Origin of the sequence: uncultured Paracoccus sp. (assembly GCF_945915435.1) — a bacterium.
GTDB lineage: Bacteria > Pseudomonadota > Alphaproteobacteria > Rhodobacterales > Rhodobacteraceae > Paracoccus.
Genome location: NZ_CAMEFG010000001.1, coordinates 73,079 through 89,390 on the forward strand (window position 1 = coordinate 73,079; position 16,312 = coordinate 89,390).

Annotated in this window: 12 protein-coding genes; 5 read left to right on the top strand and 7 right to left on the bottom strand. The window is 67.6% G+C overall.

All coding sequences use genetic code 11. From position 1 onward, the window contains the following. Positions 1 to 67: 67 nt before the first annotated feature. The 5 genes from Q0O97_RS00405 to Q0O97_RS00425 form a co-directional block, all read right to left on the bottom strand. Positions 68 to 1,510: an NAD(P)(+) transhydrogenase (Re/Si-specific) subunit beta gene (locus tag Q0O97_RS00405; RefSeq protein WP_294923169.1), complete on the bottom strand. Its 1,443-nt coding sequence runs from the start codon at positions 1,508 to 1,510 to the stop codon at positions 68 to 70. 10 nt (positions 1,511 to 1,520) lie between these two features. Next, positions 1,521 to 3,095 carry a Re/Si-specific NAD(P)(+) transhydrogenase subunit alpha gene (locus Q0O97_RS00410; RefSeq protein ID WP_294923172.1) on the bottom strand — a complete coding sequence of 525 codons (1,575 nt, stop codon included), beginning with the start codon at positions 3,093 to 3,095 and terminating at the stop codon, positions 1,521 to 1,523. Between the two features lie 89 nt (positions 3,096 to 3,184). After that, positions 3,185 to 3,628: an isoprenylcysteine carboxylmethyltransferase family protein gene (locus Q0O97_RS00415; RefSeq protein ID WP_294923175.1), complete on the bottom strand. Its 444-nt coding sequence runs from the start codon at positions 3,626 to 3,628 to the stop codon at positions 3,185 to 3,187. Next, positions 3,628 to 5,784, bottom strand: coding sequence for a malate synthase G (locus Q0O97_RS00420; protein WP_294923178.1), 2,157 nt, complete (start codon positions 5,782 to 5,784; stop codon positions 3,628 to 3,630). The genes Q0O97_RS00415 and Q0O97_RS00420 overlap by 1 nt, the downstream gene beginning before the upstream one ends. Positions 5,785 to 5,966: 182 nt before the next feature. After that, positions 5,967 to 6,725 carry a hypothetical protein gene (locus Q0O97_RS00425; protein ID WP_294923182.1) on the bottom strand — a complete coding sequence of 253 codons (759 nt, stop codon included), beginning with the start codon at positions 6,723 to 6,725 and terminating at the stop codon, positions 5,967 to 5,969. Between the two features lie 194 nt (positions 6,726 to 6,919). Between Q0O97_RS00425 and pepN the strand changes: the two genes are divergently transcribed. Both pepN and Q0O97_RS00435 read left to right on the top strand, forming a co-directional pair. Next, entirely contained in the window at positions 6,920 to 9,493 is a 2,574-nt protein-coding gene (pepN, locus tag Q0O97_RS00430) for an aminopeptidase N (RefSeq protein WP_294923185.1), read from the top strand. A gap of 32 nt (positions 9,494 to 9,525) precedes the next feature. Then, positions 9,526 to 10,422: a 1-acyl-sn-glycerol-3-phosphate acyltransferase gene (locus tag Q0O97_RS00435; protein ID WP_294923438.1), complete on the top strand. Its 897-nt coding sequence runs from the start codon at positions 9,526 to 9,528 to the stop codon at positions 10,420 to 10,422. A gap of 78 nt (positions 10,423 to 10,500) precedes the next feature. Here Q0O97_RS00435 and proB read toward each other — a convergent pair whose 3' ends face one another. After that, complete coding sequence (gene proB / locus Q0O97_RS00440; RefSeq protein WP_294923187.1) at positions 10,501 to 11,613, bottom strand: glutamate 5-kinase; 1,113 nt, start codon at positions 11,611 to 11,613, stop codon at positions 10,501 to 10,503. Beyond that, entirely contained in the window at positions 11,601 to 12,632 is a 1,032-nt protein-coding gene (obgE, locus tag Q0O97_RS00445) for a GTPase ObgE (protein WP_294923189.1), read from the bottom strand. Before obgE ends, proB begins: the two co-directional genes overlap by 13 nt. A 161-nt stretch (positions 12,633 to 12,793) precedes the next feature. On the opposite strand from obgE, the gene Q0O97_RS00450 reads away from it, so the two are divergent. The 3 genes from Q0O97_RS00450 to eno all read left to right on the top strand — a co-directional run bounded on the left by Q0O97_RS00450 (position 12,794) and on the right by eno (position 16,268). Further along, complete coding sequence (locus Q0O97_RS00450) at positions 12,794 to 14,212, top strand: protein adenylyltransferase SelO (RefSeq protein ID WP_294923192.1); 1,419 nt, start codon at positions 12,794 to 12,796, stop codon at positions 14,210 to 14,212. A 9-nt stretch (positions 14,213 to 14,221) separates the two neighbouring features. After that, entirely contained in the window at positions 14,222 to 14,923 is a 702-nt protein-coding gene (locus Q0O97_RS00455) for an endonuclease/exonuclease/phosphatase family protein (protein WP_294923195.1), read from the top strand. A gap of 67 nt (positions 14,924 to 14,990) precedes the next feature. After that, on the top strand, positions 14,991 to 16,268 hold the full coding sequence (eno, locus tag Q0O97_RS00460) for a phosphopyruvate hydratase (RefSeq protein ID WP_294923198.1): 1,278 nt from the start codon (positions 14,991 to 14,993) through the stop codon (positions 16,266 to 16,268). Positions 16,269 to 16,312 lie beyond the last annotated feature (44 nt).

Here is a 16,312-nt window from a genome sequence, read left to right on the forward strand (position 1 = left end):
AGGGCCGGAACGGACGAACGCAAAAGGCGGGCCTGAAGCCCGCCTTTCCCCTTGTCCCGCGCCCGGATCAGTCGATCATGGGCAGCAGGGCATCCACGGATTTCTTGGCATCGCCATAGAACATGCGGGTGTTTTCCTTGTAGAACAGCGGGTTCTCGATACCGGAATAGCCCGTGCCCTGGCCGCGCTTGGAAACGAAGACCTGTTTCGCCTTCCAGACCTCCAGCACCGGCATCCCGGCGATGGGGCTGTTGGGGTCCTCCTGCGCCGCAGGGTTCACGATGTCGTTCGAGCCGATGACGATCACCACATCCGTGCTGGGGAAATCCTCGTTGATCTCGTCCATCTCCATCACGATGTCATAGGGCACCTTCGCCTCGGCCAGCAGAACGTTCATGTGGCCCGGCAGGCGGCCCGCGACCGGGTGGATCGCAAAGCGCACGTTCTTGCCCTTGGCGCGCAGCTTGCGGGTCAGTTCGCTGACCGATTGCTGCGCCTGTGCCACGGCCATGCCGTAACCCGGAACGATGATCACCTCGTCGGCCTCGTTCAGCGCGGCGGCCACGCCGTCGGCGTCGATGGCGATCTGCTCGCCCTCGATCTCCATCGCGGGGCCGGTCTCGCCGCCGAAGCCGCCAAGGATCACGCTGACAAAATGGCGGTTCATCGCCTTGCACATGATATAGGACAGGATCGCGCCCGAGGAACCGACCAGCGCGCCGACCACGATCAGAAGATCGTTGCCAAGCGTGAAGCCGATGGCGGCGGCGGCCCAGCCCGAATAGCTGTTGAGCATCGAGACCACGACCGGCATGTCCGCGCCGCCGATGCCCATGATCAGGTGATAGCCGATGAAGAAGGCGAAAAGCGTGATCAGCAGCAGCCACAGCACCGCCGGACCCGTGCCCATACAGTAAAGCACGCCCAGCAGGATCGACAGCGCCAGCGCGCCGGCATTCAGCATATGGCCGCCGGGCAGCTTGCGAGGCTTGCCGTCGATCTTGCCCGACAGCTTGCCGAAGGCCACCACGGACCCCGTGAAGGTCACCGCGCCGATGAAGATGCCCAGAAAGACCTCGACCTTCAGCACCGCGATCTCGGCCGGGGTTTTCGAGGCGAGGACGGCGGCGAAGCCGTGGAAGGTCTCGGCAGCGTTCTCGGCCCGAAGGCGCAACACCCGCGACAGTTCGAACTGGGCGTTGAAGCCGATGATGACGGCGGCAAGCCCGACAAGGCTGTGCATCGCGGCGACAAGCTGCGGCATCTCGGTCATCTGGACGCGCTGCGCGACGACCCAGCCGATGGCGCCGCCGATCGCCAGCATGACCAGCGTCAGCCCCCAATTGCCATAGCCCGGCCCGATCAGCGTGGCGACGATCGCCAGCGCCATCGCCACGATGCCATACCAGACCGCGCGCTTGGCGCTTTCCTGTCCCGAAAGCCCGCCGAGCGACAGGATGAACAGCACGGCCGCGACCACATAGGCGGCGGTGGTGAATCCGTATTCCATCATGCCCTCCTTACGATTTCTGGAACATGGCAAGCATCCGGCGCGTGACCAGGAAACCGCCGAAGATATTGATCCCGGCCATGAAGACCGAAAGCGCCGCAAGGATCACGACCAGCCACGACCCCGAGCCGATCTGCAACAGCGCCCCCACGATGATGATCGAGGAAATCGCATTGGTGATCGCCATCAAGGGCGTGTGCAGCGAATGGCTGACGTTCCAGATGACCTGGAAACCGACAAAGACCGCCAGCACGAAAACGATGAAATGCGACAGGAAGCTGGCAGGCGCATAGGCCCCGACCAGCAGCATGGCGACGGCGCCCGCGCCCAGCAGGGTGACCTGCGATTTCGTCTGCGCCCGGAACTCGGCTATTTCCCTGGCCCGGCGTTCCTCGGGGGTCAGTTCCTTCGGTTTTTCCTTGGGCTTGGCGGCGGCGATGGCCGCGACCTTGGGCGGCGGCGGCGGCCATGTCACGTCGCCCGCATGGGTGACGGTCGCGCCGCGGATGACGTCGTCCTCCATGTTCTGGACCGGCACGCCGTCCTTGCCCGGCGTCAGGTCGCTCAGCATGTGGCGGACGTTGTTGCCGTAAAGCTCGGACGCCTGTGCGCCCATGCGCGACGGGAAATCGGTATAGCCGATGATCACCACGCCGTTTTCGGTCACGAAGCGTTCGTCGGGCACGGTCAGTTCGCAGTTGCCCCCACGCTCGGCGGCAAGGTCCACGATGACCGAGCCGCGCTTCATCGCCTCGACCATGTCGCGGGTCCACAGGACCGGCGCGTCGCGGCCCGGAATCAGCGCCGTGGTGATGACGATATCCATCTCGGGCGCGAGTTCGCGGAACTTCTTCAACTGCGCCTCGCGGAATTCGGGGGACGAGGGCGCCGCATAGCCGCCCGTCGCCGCGCCGTCCTGCTGGTCGCCCGCAAAGTCCAGATAGACGAACTCCGCGCCCATCGATTCGATCTGCTCGGCCACCTCGGGGCGGACGTCGAAGGCATAGACCTGCGCGCCAAGGCTGGTCGCGGCCCCGATGGCCGCAAGCCCCGCGACGCCCGCGCCGACGACCAGCACCTTGGCGGGCGGCACCTTGCCCGCCGCCGTCACTTGGCCCGTGAAGAAGCGCCCGAAGTTGTTCGCCGCCTCGATCACCGCGCGATAACCCGCGATATTGGCCATCGAGGACAGCGCGTCCATCTTTTGCGCCCGGCTGATGCGCGGCACCATGTCCATCGCAATGGCGGTCACGCCCTGGTCGCGCGCGGCCTCGAGCAGTTCGGGGTTCTGCGCGGGCAGGAAATAGGAAATCAGCGTCTGGCCCGAACGCATCCCGCCAATCTCGTCCTGGCTGGGCGGGCGGACCTTGACGACGATATCGGCGCCCTCGACCAGCGCGGCGGCATCGGGCGCGACCTGCACCCCTGCCCCCTCATAGGCCGCGTCGGTGAAGCCCGCACGCGCCCCCGCGCCGGATTCGACCATGACCTCGTATCCGAGCTTCTTCAGATGCGCCGCCGAGGATGGCGTAATCGCAACCCGGCTTTCACCATCCTGAACTTCCTTAAGTGCGCCGACTTTCATCGTGCCCCCCTCTTGTCGCAGACCTTCGGGGTTTTAGCATTGCCGGTTGCGGTATCACAAGGGCGCGAGCGACCTGAGCGGCGCGAAGGTCATAGCCACCGGCGGACCCGCGCCTTGTAGTCGCGAAAGCCCTGGCCGAACTCGGCTTCGATCACGCGCTCTTCGGGCAGGATGAAGAAGCGGGTCAGCGCTTGGGCGAAAACGGGCAGAAGGACCAGCCCGACCGGCAGTTGCAAGGCCAGCAGGACGCCGCCCATGACCAGCAGGTCGCCCAGATAGATCGGGTTGCGCGAAAAGCGGAACGGGCCGTCCGTCACCAGCGCCTTGGGCACCAGCCCCGGCATGAAGCTGGTGCGCGCCCGCGTCATCGTGGCGGCCGCCCACATCATCAACCCGATTCCCGCCGCCGTGACGCCAAGCCCCGCGACCTGCACCGCCTTGGGCAGCGCGACCGGCCAAAGCCTTCCCAGCAGCATGCCGGCCACCACGAAGGCGGCCAGCCAGAATTGCGGCAGGGCGGCAAGCCGGGCCATTACCGCGCCGCGGCCTCATCGGCCTGCAACGCCTTGGCCTGCTGGCGGCGGGCGTGCAGCACCGGCTCGGTATAGCCCGACGGCTGTTCGCGGCCCAGAAAGACCAGATCGCAAGCCGCCTGGAAGGCCACGCCGTCAAAGCCCGGCGCCATCGGACGATAGAGCGGGTCGCCCGCGTTCTGGCGGTCCACCACCTGCGCCATCTTGCGCAGCCCGTCCATCACCTGCGCCTCGGTCACGACGCCGTGCAGCAGCCAGTTCGCCAGTTGCTGGCTGGAGATGCGCAGCGTCGCCCGATCCTCCATCAGGCCCACGTCGTGGATGTCGGGCACCTTGGAACAGCCCACGCCCTGGTCGATCCAGCGCACGACATAGCCAAGGATGCCCTGGCAGTTGTTTTCGATCTCGGCCCGAATCTCGTCGTCGCTGTAGTTGCGCCCGGCGGCCAGCGGAACCGTCAGCAGGTCGTCCAGGCGCGAAGGGCGCGGGTTGGCGGCAAGTTCGCGCTGGCGGGCATGAACGTCGACCTTGTGGTAATGGGTCGCATGCAGCGTCGCGGCGGTGGGGCTGGGAACCCATGCGGTATTGGCCCCGGACTGCGGATGGGCGATCTTCTGCGCCAGCATGTCGGCCATGCGGTCGGGCGCGGCCCACATCCCCTTGCCGATCTGCGCGCGGCCCGCAAGCCCGCAGGCCAGGCCGATATCGACGTTGCGGTCCTCGTAGGCGCTGATCCAGGGCTGGGATTTCATCTCGCCCTTGGCCAGCATCGGCCCCGCCTCGATCGAGGTGTGGTATTCGTCCCCCGTCCGGTCAAGGAAGCCGGTGTTGATGAAGGCCACGCGATGCTTCGCCGCCCGGATGCACTCGGCAAGGTTGGCGCTGGTGCGGCGTTCCTCGTCCATGATGCCCAGCTTGACGGTGTATTGCGGCAAGCCCAGAACTTCCTCGACGCGGGTAAAGATCTCGTCGGCGAAGGCGACCTCTTCGGGACCGTGCATCTTGGGCTTGACGACATAGACCGAGCCGGTGGCCGAATTGCGCGGGCCTTCCTGCCTTTGCAGGTCGTGCATGGCGCAAAGCGTGGTGATCATGGCATCCATCAGGCCCTCGTGGACCTCGTTGCCGTCGCGGTCCAGGATGGCGGGGTTGGTCATCAGGTGACCGACGTTGCGCACCAGCATCAGCGCGCGGCCACGGAAGCTGACGGGCTGGCCATCTGGCCCGGTCGCCTGAACGTCGCCCGCAAGGCGGCGGGTGAAGGTCTTGCCGCCCTTCTCGACCTGTTCGGACAGGGTGCCGTCCATCAGGCCCAGCCAGTTGGAATAGGCCAGGGTCTTGTCCTCGCCATCGACGCAGGCGACGGAATCCTCGCAATCCATGATCGCGGAAAGGGCCGATTCCAGCACGATATCCGAAATCCCGGCCTTGTCCTGCCGGCCCACGGGGGTCGAGGCGTCGATGCGGATGCGAATCAGCAACCCGTTGTTGCGCAGGAAGATGTCCGAGGGCGCTGCGGTCTCGCCGATATGGCCCGCGAATTGCGCCGGATCGCGCAGGGCGGGGCGCAGCGCGCCGTTTTCGACCGAAAGCGCAGGGGCTTCGGCCCAGCTTCCATCGGCCAGCGGCGCGGCCTCGTCCAGAAAGTCGCGGCCCCACGCGATCACCCGCGCGCCGCGTTCGGCGTCGTAGCCCTTGCCCGCAGGCGCATCGCCAAGCGCATCGGTGCCGTAAAGCGCGTCATAGAGGCTGCCCCAACGCGCATTCGCCGCGTTCAGCGCATAGCGTGCGTTGGTGATCGGCACGACAAGCTGAGGCCCGGCGATGCTGGCGAATTCGGGGTCGGTATCGGCGGTCTCGACCTGGAAGGGCGCGCCTTCGGGGACCAGATAGCCGATGTCGGTCAGAAACTCGCGATAGGCCGTCAGATCGACGGGTTTGCCCCGGTTCGCGGCATGCCAGCCATCCAGCCGGGACTGGAGTTCCTCGCGCTTTTTCAGCAACGCGCCATTGCGGGGGCCAAGCTCGTGCACCAGCGCGGAAAAGCCTTCCCAGAAGCGGCGCGGTTCGACGCCCGTGCCGGGCAGCGCACGCTGGTTGATGAAGTCGGCCAGAACCTGATCGACCCTGAGACCGGCTTTCTCGATACGTTCCATGACGGCACCTTTTCGACGACGGAATTCTTCTGGCGCGTTGGTATGCGATGGCGCACAGGGTTGCAATCCGTCCGGTATGCGATTGTGGACGGGGATGCGCCCGGCCTTCGCGCGGCCCGAAAAGCGGCATGAAAAAGCCGCACCGGGGCAACCCGATGCGGCGAAACCCGTTCAGGCGGCAATCACTCGGTGGTGACGGGCTGACCTTCGGGGGTGCGGGCGGCGTCCACAGCCTCATTCAGCGCATCGGCGGCGTCCGACGCGGCAGAGGCGGCGCCTTCAGCGGCTTCGGCAACGGCATCCATCGCGCCCGCTGCGGCCTCGCTTGCCGCGTCAGCGGCTGCGGCGGCTGCTTCCGAAGCGGCAGAGGCCGCGTCGCTTGCAGCCTCGCTTGCCGCATCGGTGGTGTCCTCGACGGCCTCGCCCGTGGCGGTGGCGGCGTCGTCGGCCACCTCGGCCGCGGCATCGGCAGCCGTGCCGGCGGCATCGGCTGCGGAATCGGCGGCATCCGTGGCAGCGGCAGCGGCGTCGTCAGCCGCATCCGCGGCGTCGTCGGCAGTCGCATCCGCAGCGGCGGCAGCGTCATCGGCAGCCTCGCCTGCCGCATCCGCCGCGTCGTCCGCGGCTTCGCCCACCGCATCGGCTGCATCCTCGGCCGCGGCTGCGGCGTCGTCGGCTGCATCCTCGGCAGAGGCGGCGGCGTCATCGGCGGCCTCTTCCGCCGGGGTGGTCGCGGCGGGCGCTTCCTCGACGGTCACGCTGTCGTCGCGCATGAAATATTGCAGCGCGAAATAGGCCACGGCCAGCGCGAGCAGGATGCCGATGATCAGCGGCAGAGGCGACGAGCGCGTCTCGACCGGCTCGACGCGGGTTTCGCCAGCCGGGGGCGTGCGATCGCTGGGATCGACCGGACGGTGGGGATCGTTGGGGTCGTGGGTCATGTCGTTATCCTCGTTATGCTTCTTATCATTTGCTGGGCCAAATCTCGCGGGCCAATTCCCCGATGCGCTTCAAGGATTTGAGCGAATCGGGCCATTGCGTTTCTACACTGCCGCTTGCGACCGCGCCATCCAGCGGATAACACTCATCATCCCGCACGGGTTCCCCCGCGCGGCCTGTCCTGCGGAGAACCGTCATGGCCACCACCCAACGCCTTGCCGACTGGAAACCCTATCCTTTCAGGGTCGAGGAAACCCGGCTGGAATTCGACCTTGCCCCCAGGGGCACCACCGTCCGGTCGCAGATCAGGCTGCAACGCATCGCGCAAGGCCCGCTGGTGCTGGATGGCGCAGACCTGCGGACCCAGGCGCTGACCATCGACGGCGCACCCATTCCCGATACCGCGCACCGCATCCAGGGCGAACAGTTGGTCATCGACGCGGACGCCCTGCCCGAAGGCGGCTTCACCTTCGGTGCCGAGGTGCAGATCGACCCCGCCGCCAACACCGCGCTGGAAGGGCTTTATCAATCCGGCGACATGTTCTGCACCCAATGCGAGGCGCAGGGTTTCCGCAAGATCACATGGTATCCCGACCGTCCCGACGTGATGGCGCCCTTCCATGTCACGATCCGCTCGGACAAGCCGGTGCTGCTGTCGAACGGCAACCCCGTCCGGCAGGAAAAGGGCCTGGCGGTCTGGCACGATCCCTGGCCCAAGCCGTCCTATCTGTTCGCGCTGGTCGCGGGCAACCTGGTGTCGCTGGACGACCGTTTCACCACGCGCTCGGGGAATGTGGCCGATCTGCATGTCTGGGTACGGCCGGGGGATGAGGATCGCGCCGATTTCGCGATGGAATCGCTGAAGAAGTCGATGAAATGGGACGAGGACACCTATGGCCGCGAATACGATCTGGACGTGTTCAACCTTGTCGCCGTCGATGACTTCAACATGGGCGCGATGGAAAACAAGGGGCTGAACATCTTCAACTCGAAACTGGTCCTGGCCAGCCCCGAAACCGCGACGGACGGGGATTATGAACGGATCGAGGCGGTGATCGCCCATGAATATTTCCACAACTGGACCGGCAACCGCATCACCTGCCGCGACTGGTTCCAGCTTTGCCTGAAGGAAGGGCTGACCGTCTTTCGCGACCAGCAGTTCACCAGCGACATGCGCTCGCCCGCGGTCAAGCGCATCCATGACGTGCAAACCCTGCGCGCGCGCCAGTTCCGCGAGGACCAAGGCCCGCTGGCCCATCCGCCGCGCCCCGATCATTATCAGGAAATCAACAACTTCTATACCGCGACCGTCTACGAAAAGGGCGCCGAGGTCATCGGGATGCTCAAGCGGCTGGTCGGGGACAGCGGTTATGACAAGGCGCTGGATCTCTATTTCACGCGCCACGACGGGCAGGCCTGCACGATCGAGGACTGGCTGAAGGTCTTCGAGGATGCCACCGGCCGCGACCTGACCCAGTTCAAACGCTGGTATACCGATGCAGGCACCCCGCACCTGGCCATGAGCGAGGACTGGCAGGACGGCACGCTGACGCTGACCTTCACGCAGGAAACCGCGCCCACGCCCGGCCAGCCCGGCAAGGCCCCCCGCGCCATCCCCATCGCGCTTGGACTGATCGGCCCGAACGGGGACGAAGTGCTGCCTACCACCGTTCTGGAAATGACCGAGGCCCGGCAAAGCTTCACCTTCGACGGGCTTGGCGCGCGGCCCGTGGTGTCGCTGCTGCGCGGGTTCTCGGCGCCAGTGACGGTGGGGCGGGTGATCACGGCGGATCAGCAGGCGCTGCTTCTGGCCCATGACACCGACCCCTTCGCCCGGTGGGAAGCCGGGCACGACCTGGCGCTGGCCGATCTGGTCAGCCGCGCGACCGGCGGTCCGGCCAGCGCCGCCCATGCCGAGGCCATCGGCGGCGTCCTGGCCGATGCCGCGACCGACCCCGCCTTTGCCGCGCTGTGCCTGTCCCTGCCCGGCGAGGATGAGATCGCGACCGCCATCGCCGCACAGGGCGGCACCCCGGACCCCGATGCCATCCATGCCGCGCGCGAGGCCGCCGCGACCGATCTTGCCGCGCGGCACGAGGACGCCTTGCAGCGCCTTTACGACCGGATGGCACCCGACGGTCCCTATCGTCCCGACGCGGCAGGCAGCGCACGGCGCAGCCTGCGGCTGGCGGCACTTGCGCTGCTGAGCCGCCTGGACGAAGGCGACCGCGCGCTGGTCCTGTTCGGCACCGCCGAAAACATGACCGAGCGTTTCGGCGCGCTGGCCCGGCTGGTCGCTGCCGGACGCGACCGCGACAGCCTCGAACTGTTCCGCCGCGAATTCCAGGGCAACCGGCTGGTGATGGACAAATGGTTCACCGTGCAGGCCCTGCATGCCGCGCCGGGCGATGCCCTGGCGCGCGCCGCTGCGCTGGCCGGGCGCAGCGATTTCGACTGGAAGAACCCCAACCGTTTCCGCGCCCTGCTGGGCGGGCTGGCGGCCAATCATGCGGGCTTTCACGCAAGCGACGGCTCGGGCTACGACTTTTATGCCGGGTGGCTGATGAAGCTGGACCCGGTGAACCCGCAGACCGCGGCGCGGATGTGTTCGGCATTCGAGACCTGGCCGCGCTACGATGCAGGGCGCCGCGACAAGGCCCGCGCCGCCCTGCAACGGATCGCCGCCATGCCGGGGCTTTCGCGCAATACCGCCGAGATGGTCACGCGCATCCTTGCCGCTGGCGGCAAAGCGGGGCCTAATAAGGGCTGACGGAAACCAGCCAGAGGCCGATCATGCAGGCAATGGATGCCCGCGAGGACATGCGCACCCGGATCGAGCCGCTCATCATCGAGCGCGCGCCGTGGCTTTATTCGGGCAAGTGGCACCATACGCTGCTGCGCCACATGCTGATGCGACTGCTGCGCTATCCGCAGACGCTGAAACTGGGCGCCGATTACCGCGACCTGCCCGCGCAAGAGATGATGCGCCGCCTTGCGCTGCTGATCGCCCATGACATGCGGATCGAGGGGCTGGAGAACCTGCCCGCCTCCGGCCCCGCGCTGATCGTGTCGAACCACCCGACCGGAATCGCGGATGGGGTCATCCTGAATCATATCATCTCGGCCATCCGCGACGACCTGTTCATCTATGCCAATCACGACATCCTGCGCGTGATGCCGCAGATGGCCGAGATCATCGCCCCCGTCGAATGGCGCGTGGAAAAGCGCAGCCATGCCAAGACCCGCGCGACGATGGACTATACCCGCGAGGCACTGTCGCGGGGGCGGATCGGGCTGATATTCCCCTCGGGGCGGCTGGCCAAGCGGCGCGGGCTGGCGCTGCATGAACGGCCCTGGATGGCCAGCGCGGCGATGATCGCGCGCAAGTTCCGGGTGCCGGTCGTTCCGTTGCGGATCCGGGCGCGCAACTCGGCCCTGTTCTACCTGCTGGACGCGCTGCATCCGACAGTGCGCGACGTGACGCTGTTCAACGAGGTGCTGAACAAGCCGGGGCAGGTCTATCGCGTCACCATCGGCGCCCCCATCGCGCCCGACACCCTGCCCGCCCGCAGCGAGGACGGGATCGCCCATCTGCGCGAGGCCGTGCTGGCGCTGCCCGAACCCGGACCCGGCGCCACCCATCTGTCGCAACTGCGCGGGCTGGCGCTGAACCGGCGGGGGGCGGCCAAACCGGCGTGATTGCCGCCCGCCTTCGCCGCCGGACCGGGGCGCCGCCCCGGACCCCGGGGGTATTTGGATGATGAAGAAAGCGGGCGTTCAGATCACCATGTCGTCGCGGTGGATCAGCGCCGCGCGGCCCGGATAGCCCAGGATCGAGGTGATTTCGTCGCTGCGGTGGCCCGCGATCTCGCGCGCCTCGTCCGAGGCGTAGCGCGTCAGCCCGCAGCCGATGCGGTTGCCCTTGGTGTCGAGGATCGCGACGGGTTCGCCGCGTCCGAAGGTGCCGGTAACGGTGGTGACGCCCGCGGGAAGCAGCGACTTGCCGCGCCCGAGGGCGGCGGCGGCGCCTGCGTCCACGGTCAGCTCTCCGCGCGGTTTCATGGCGGCGATCCAGCGCTTGCGCGCGGCCTGCGGGTCGGTTTCGGGCAAAAACCAGGTCGTGCGCGCCCCTGCCGTGACCGCGGCGAGCGGGTTGGCGACCGAGCCTTCGGCGATGGCCATTGCGCAGCCCCCGGCGATGGCGATGCGCGCGGCCATGAGCTTGGTCTTCATGCCGCCCTTGCTGACGCCTGACACGGGGTCGCCGCCCATTGCCTCGATCTCGGGGGTGATCTGGCGGATCAGCGGGATGTGGCGGGCCTCGGGGTCGGTCTTGGGATTGGCGGTATAAAGCCCGTCCACGTCCGAGAGCAGCAAAAGCTGGTCCGCCCCGCAGGTCACGGCGATCTGCGCGGCAAGGCGGTCGTTGTCGCCATAGCGGATCTCATCGGTCGCGACGGTGTCGTTTTCGTTGACGATGGGCACCACGCCAAGACCCAGCAGGGTCTGCATCGTCGCGCGGCTGTTGAGATAGCGGCGGCGGTCGGTGGTGTCGTCCAGCGTCAGCAGAAGCTGGGCGGTCTTGACGCCGTGGGGGGCAAGGGCTTCCTCATAGGCGCGGGCGAGGCGGATCTGGCCGACCGCCGCCGCCGCCTGCGATTGTTCCACGCTGAGGGCACCGCCGGGCAGGCCCAGCACCTTGCGCCCAAGCGCGATCGCGCCCGAGGAGACCAGCACGACATCGGTGCCGCGCTGGCGGGCCTCGGCGATATCGTCGCAAAGCGCCCGGAGCCATGCGCCATCCAGCCCGTCGGAACCGACCAGCAGGGCCGATCCGATCTTGACGACAAGGCGGCGGGCCTGCGACAGGTCCGGGGTCAGGGCCGCCACGGTGCTTGCCCTTCCGGTTCGTCCTTGCGCCGGGTCGGCTCGATCCGCGACCAGAGCGCGCGCAGCACCTCGGTCACGCCGGTGCGGGCGACGCCGGACATCATCAGGACCGGGCCGCCGGTCTCATTCTGCAAGGCCTGGCGCGCGGCCTGAAGGCTGTCGTCGTCCAGCGCGTCGATCTTGTTCAGCACGGTCACGCGCGGCTTGGCGGCCAGCACGGGGGAATAGGCCGCAAGCTCGGTCAGGATGGTGCGGGCGTCGCCCGCCACGTCCTGCGAGGTGCCATCGACCAGGTGCAGCAGGACGGCGCAGCGTTCGACATGGCCCAGGAACTGGTCGCCAAGGCCGCGCCCTTCGGAAGCGCCCTCGATCAGGCCCGGAATATCGGCCATGACGAATTCGCGCCCGTCCACGCCGACCACGCCAAGGTTGGGGTGCAGCGTCGTGAAGGGATAATCCGCGATCTTGGGACGCGCGTTCGACACCGCCGCGAGGAAGGTCGATTTTCCCGCATTGGGCAGGCCGACCAGCCCGGCATCGGCGATCAATTTCAAGCGCAACCAGATCGTGCGCTCGACCCCCGGCTGGCCTGGGTTGGCGTGGCGCGGCGCGCGGTTGGTCGAGGATTTGAAATGCAGGTTGCCGAAGCCGCCGTTGCCGCCCCTGGCCAACAGGACGCGCGTGCCCGGCTCGGTCAGGTCGGCGATGACGGTTTCCTGATCCTCGTCCAGGATCTCGGTTCCAGCCGGGACGCGCAGCACGATGTCGTCGCCACTGGCGCCGGTGCGCTGCGCGCCCATGCCGTGCTGGCCGGATTTCGCGAAGAAATGCTGCTGATAGCGGAAGTCGATCAGGGTGTTCAGCCCCTCGACCGCCTCGGCCCAGACATTCCCGCCGCGCCCGCCGTCGCCGCCGTCCGGTCCGCCGTATTCGATGAACTTCTCGCGCCGGAACGAGACGCAGCCCGCGCCGCCGCCGCCCGAGCGGATATAGACCTTGGCCAGATCGAGGAATTTCATTGCTTTCCCGCCATGTTTTCAGGACGCCATTCGCCGAAGCGCCGTCCGGCTTGCGATACGCGCTAAGACGGTCCGGTTCAAGCGCCCCGCCGGTCGATCAGCCGATTGTGCCTTTGCGTTTTGCGGGGCCATGCCTACATTGTTCGGGCATGAGAGGTCCGATGATCGCATTCGACAACAGTTTTGCCCGCCTGCCTGCCGGCTTTTTCACCCGCACCGCCCCGACGCCCGTGCGCGACCCGGCGCTGATCGCGCTGAACCGGCCACTGGCCGACAGGCTTGGGCTGGACGCCGATTGGCTGGCAGGTCCCGAGGGGCTGGCGATGCTGTCGGGCAACCGCCTGCCCGAGGGGGCGGCGGGAATCGCGCAGGCCTATGCGGGCCACCAGTTCGGCGGTTTCGTTCCGCAATTGGGCGACGGGCGCGCGGTCCTGCTGGGCGAGGTCGTGGCGCCGGACGGCCAGCGGTTCGACCTGCAACTGAAAGGCGCAGGCCCCACGCCGTTCTCGCGGCGCGGCGACGGGCGGGCGTGGCTGGGGCCGGTCCTGCGCGAATACCTGGTCAGCGAGTTCATGGCGGCGGCGGGCATCCCGACGACGCGCGCGCTGGCCGCGGTCTCGACGGGTGAAAACGTCATCCGCGAAACCCTGCTGCCCGGCGCGATCCTGACGCGGGTTGCGGCCAGCCATATCCGCGTCGGCACCTTTGAATTCTTCGCGGTGCGCGGCGATACCGAGCGGCTGCGCCTGCTGGCCGACCACACCATCGCTCGCCACTATCCGCAGGCAGGCAGCGCGCTGGAACTGCTGCGGGCCGTGGTCGCCGCGCAGGCCGCGACGATTGCGGGCTGGATGGCGCTTGGCTTCGTGCATGGGGTGATGAACACCGACAATATGGCGCTGTCGGGGGAAACCATCGACTATGGCCCCTGCGCCTTCGTCGACGGATTCGACCCGCGCGCGGTGTTTTCATCGATCGACACGGGCGGGCGCTATGCCTGGATCGAGCAGCCCAATATCGCCGTGTGGAACCTCGCACAGCTTGCAAGCTGCCTTGTGCCGCTGATGGGCGACCAGGATCAGGCGATCCGCGACGCGACGCAGGCGGTTCACGACTTTCCCCGCATCTACGAAGGCGAATGGCTGGCGCGCTTCGCCGCCAAGCTGGGCATCGCCAGCCCGCGCGAAGAGGACCGCGCGCTGATCGAGGACCTTCTGCGCCTGATGGCTACCGGGCGGGCCGATTTCACCCGCTGCTTCGCCGGGCTGGCGGACGGGCGGGCGCGGGACGAATTCGCCGACCCCGCGCCATTCGACGAATGGCACGCCCGCTGGCAGCGCCGCATCGCCGGGGAAGCCGATCCGCAAGCCGTCATGGCCCGCGCCAACCCGCGCCGCATCCCGCGCAACCACCTGGTCGAAGAGGTAATCGCCGCCGCCCGCGACCGCGGCGATTACCAGCCCTTCCACGCGCTCAACGCCGCGCTGACCCTGCCCTTCTCCGACAAGCCGGAATGGCAGCGTTACGCCCTTGCGCCGACCCCCGAGCAGGTCGTCCACCGCACCTTTTGCGGCACCTGAGCAGGCCCCATGACGAAAGACCGCACACAGATCCGGCTTGCCAGCTACAACCTGCACAAATGCCGCGGCCTGACCGGCCCCCATGCGCCCGAGCGCAACCTGGCGGTGATCCGCGAGTTGCAGCCCGACATCATCGCCTTGCAGGAGGTGGATTTCCGTTTCGGGGTGCGGCCCGAGGCCCTGCCGCGCCGGCTGATCCGCGAGACGACCGGGCTGGTGCCCGCCGAGATCAGCCGACGCAGCAGCGAAAGCTCGCTTGGCTGGCACGGGCAGACGATCCTGATGCGGCCCGACCTGGCCGAACAGGCGGTGATCCGGCGCATGCCCCTGCCGGGGCTGGAGCCGCGCGGGGCGGTCGCGCTGCGGCTGCCGGGGCTGACCGTGATCGGGCTGCACCTGGGACTGGCGCGATCCTCGCGCCGGGCGCAACTGGCGCGGATCACCGCGCAGGCGTCGCGCATCGCCGAGGACCATATCGTGCTGATGGGCGATTTCAACGAATGGCGCGACGACCGGGGGCTGGAATCGCTGGCGGGTTTCCAGGTGATCGCGCCGGGACCGTCCTATCCCGCCCCCCTGCCCCGGCTGCGGCTGGACCGCATGGCGATCAGCCGCAACCTCGGCCTGCTGGGTGCGGGGGTGTTCACCGGGGCGCGGGCGCGCGACGCCTCGGACCACCTGCCGATCTGGGCGGAAATCGAGCTGCCCTGAAATTGCGGCTTTCCGATTTGGGCCAGTCTCGCTATTCAGGCGGCGACTTGGATCGCAGGAGAGACCCATGACCGCCATCATCGACATTTACGCGCGCGAGATTCTGGACAGCCGCGGCAATCCGACCGTCGAGGTCGACGTGACGCTGGAAGACGGCACGATGGGCCGGGCCGCCGTGCCCTCGGGGGCGTCCACCGGCGCGCATGAGGCCGTCGAGAAACGCGACGGCGACAAGGCGCGCTATCTGGGCAAGGGCGTGCTGGAGGCCGTCGCTGCGGTGAATGGCGAGATTTCCGAAAACCTGATCGGCGAGGACGCGACCGAGCAACTGGCCATCGACCGCCTGATGATCGACCTGGACGGGACGCCCAACAAGGGCCGCCTTGGCGCGAATGCGATCCTCGGCGTCTCGCTGGCCGTCGCAAAGGCCGCCGCCGAGGCGACCGGGCAGCCGCTTTTCCGCTATGTCGGCGGCACGGGGGCGCATGTCCTGCCGGTGCCGATGATGAACATTATCAATGGCGGCGAACATGCCGACAACCCCATCGACATCCAGGAATTCATGGTGATGCCGGTCAGCGCAGAGAACATCCGCGACGCCGTGCGCATGGGGTCCGAGGTCTTTCACACCCTGAAGAAGGAACTGTCCGCGGCGGGTCTGGCCACCGGCGTGGGCGACGAGGGCGGCTTTGCCCCGAACCTCTCGAGCACCCGCGACGCGCTGGACTTCATCCTGCGGGCGGTCGAAAAGGCCGGCTACAAGCCCGGCGACGACATCATGCTGGCGCTGGACTGCGCGTCCACGGAATATTTCAAGGGCGGCCGCTATGAGATTTCCGGCGAAGGCAAGTCGCTGACCCCGGCGGAAAACGTCGATTACCTTGCCGCGCTTTGCGCCGATTACCCGATCCTGTCGATCGAGGACGGCTGCGCGGAAGACGACTGGGAAGGCTGGAAACTGCTCACCGACCGCCTCGGCGCATCGGTCCAGCTTGTCGGCGACGATCTCTTCGTGACCAACCCGGCGCGGCTGGCCGAAGGCATCGCCAAGGGCTGCGGCAACAGCCTGCTGGTCAAGGTCAACCAGATCGGCACCCTGTCGGAAACGCTGGACGCCGTGCGCATGGCCGACCGCGCGCGCTATACATCGGTGATGTCGCACCGCTCGGGCGAGACCGAGGACGCCACCATCGCCGATCTCGCCGTGGCGACCAATTGCGGCCAGATCAAGACCGGCAGCCTCGCGCGGTCGGACCGGCTGGCGAAATACAACCAGTTGATCCGTATCGAGGAAATCCTGGGCGAAACCGCCGTCTACGCAGGCCGCAGCATCCTGCGCGGCTAGGTCTGCGGCGACGCGATGCGAAAGGCCCGCCCCCCGTGGCGGGC

What these genes read in the sequence shown, in the direction of transcription:
- Q0O97_RS00405 (WP_294923169.1), bottom strand. Translation starts at nt 1,510, where the DNA reads ATGGAATACGGATTCACCACCGCCGCCTATGTGGTCGCGGCCGTGCTG.
- Q0O97_RS00410 (WP_294923172.1), bottom strand. Translation starts at nt 3,095, where the DNA reads ATGAAAGTCGGCGCACTTAAGGAAGTTCAGGATGGTGAAAGCCGGGTT.
- Q0O97_RS00415 (WP_294923175.1), bottom strand. Translation starts at nt 3,628, where the DNA reads ATGGCCCGGCTTGCCGCCCTGCCGCAATTCTGGCTGGCCGCCTTCGTG.
- Q0O97_RS00420 (WP_294923178.1), bottom strand. Translation starts at nt 5,784, where the DNA reads ATGGAACGTATCGAGAAAGCCGGTCTCAGGGTCGATCAGGTTCTGGCC.
- Q0O97_RS00425 (WP_294923182.1), bottom strand. Translation starts at nt 6,725, where the DNA reads ATGACCCACGACCCCAACGATCCCCACCGTCCGGTCGATCCCAGCGAT.
- pepN (WP_294923185.1), top strand. Translation starts at nt 6,920, where the DNA reads ATGGCCACCACCCAACGCCTTGCCGACTGGAAACCCTATCCTTTCAGG.
- Q0O97_RS00435 (WP_294923438.1), top strand. Translation starts at nt 9,526, where the DNA reads ATGGATGCCCGCGAGGACATGCGCACCCGGATCGAGCCGCTCATCATC.
- obgE (WP_294923189.1), bottom strand. Translation starts at nt 12,632, where the DNA reads ATGAAATTCCTCGATCTGGCCAAGGTCTATATCCGCTCGGGCGGCGGC.
- Q0O97_RS00450 (WP_294923192.1), top strand. Translation starts at nt 12,794, where the DNA reads ATGATCGCATTCGACAACAGTTTTGCCCGCCTGCCTGCCGGCTTTTTC.
- Q0O97_RS00455 (WP_294923195.1), top strand. Translation starts at nt 14,222, where the DNA reads ATGACGAAAGACCGCACACAGATCCGGCTTGCCAGCTACAACCTGCAC.
- eno (WP_294923198.1), top strand. Translation starts at nt 14,991, where the DNA reads ATGACCGCCATCATCGACATTTACGCGCGCGAGATTCTGGACAGCCGC.